The sequence below is a fragment of the Vibrio sp. PNB23_22_6 genome, assembly GCF_052877535.1.
Genome location: NZ_JBNFXP010000079.1, coordinates 1 through 464 on the forward strand (window position 1 = coordinate 1; position 464 = coordinate 464).

The 464-nt window shown below is 39.9% G+C and carries 1 protein-coding gene; it reads left to right on the top strand.

Annotated features, from left to right (window positions below):
* Positions 1 to 160 precede the first annotated feature (160 nt).
* Positions 161 to 382, top strand: coding sequence for a hypothetical protein (locus tag ACVA54_RS19705; RefSeq protein ID WP_446649892.1), 222 nt, complete (start codon positions 161 to 163; stop codon positions 380 to 382).
* The last annotated feature ends 82 nt before the right edge of the window (positions 383 to 464 follow it).

Consider the following 464-nt stretch of genomic DNA (forward strand, 5'->3'; position numbering starts at 1 on the left):
TTTCCGCTCATGATAACACCTCATAGTTTATTGAATTATATAACTATTAAGTGTCTAGTGAAGTGGGGTCTTACCAGTCGCCTTTTATGGACCTGATGATAAAACAGCAACGAAACTTGTTTGTGCGATAATACGTTATGAAGGTGCAGAACCCGAACCCATGAAAAAGTGGTTTTCTTCATCCGATATACGAAAATCTGAAATGGTATTGAAAGAGGTTTTAGAGTTTATCGACGAAAATAGCGCCAAAACGGTAGGTATGGTAGAAGAGATCATTGGCTGTCCTCATGAGGAAGGTATTGACTACCCCAAAGGAGAATATTGCCCCGAATGTACATTCTGGAGGGGGAGAGATCGTTTTACTGGTGAGCTGTTGCACTAAAAAATATAACAAACGACTATGGCGTCAATAGCTAATTTTTCGCTATGTTCTCATCCCACATGACGCCATCTCTTAACATAGA

Coding starts and splice junctions, on each gene's coding strand:
- ACVA54_RS19705 (WP_446649892.1), top strand. CDS start 161: ATGAAAAAGTGGTTTTCTTCATCCGATATACGAAAATCTGAAATGGTA.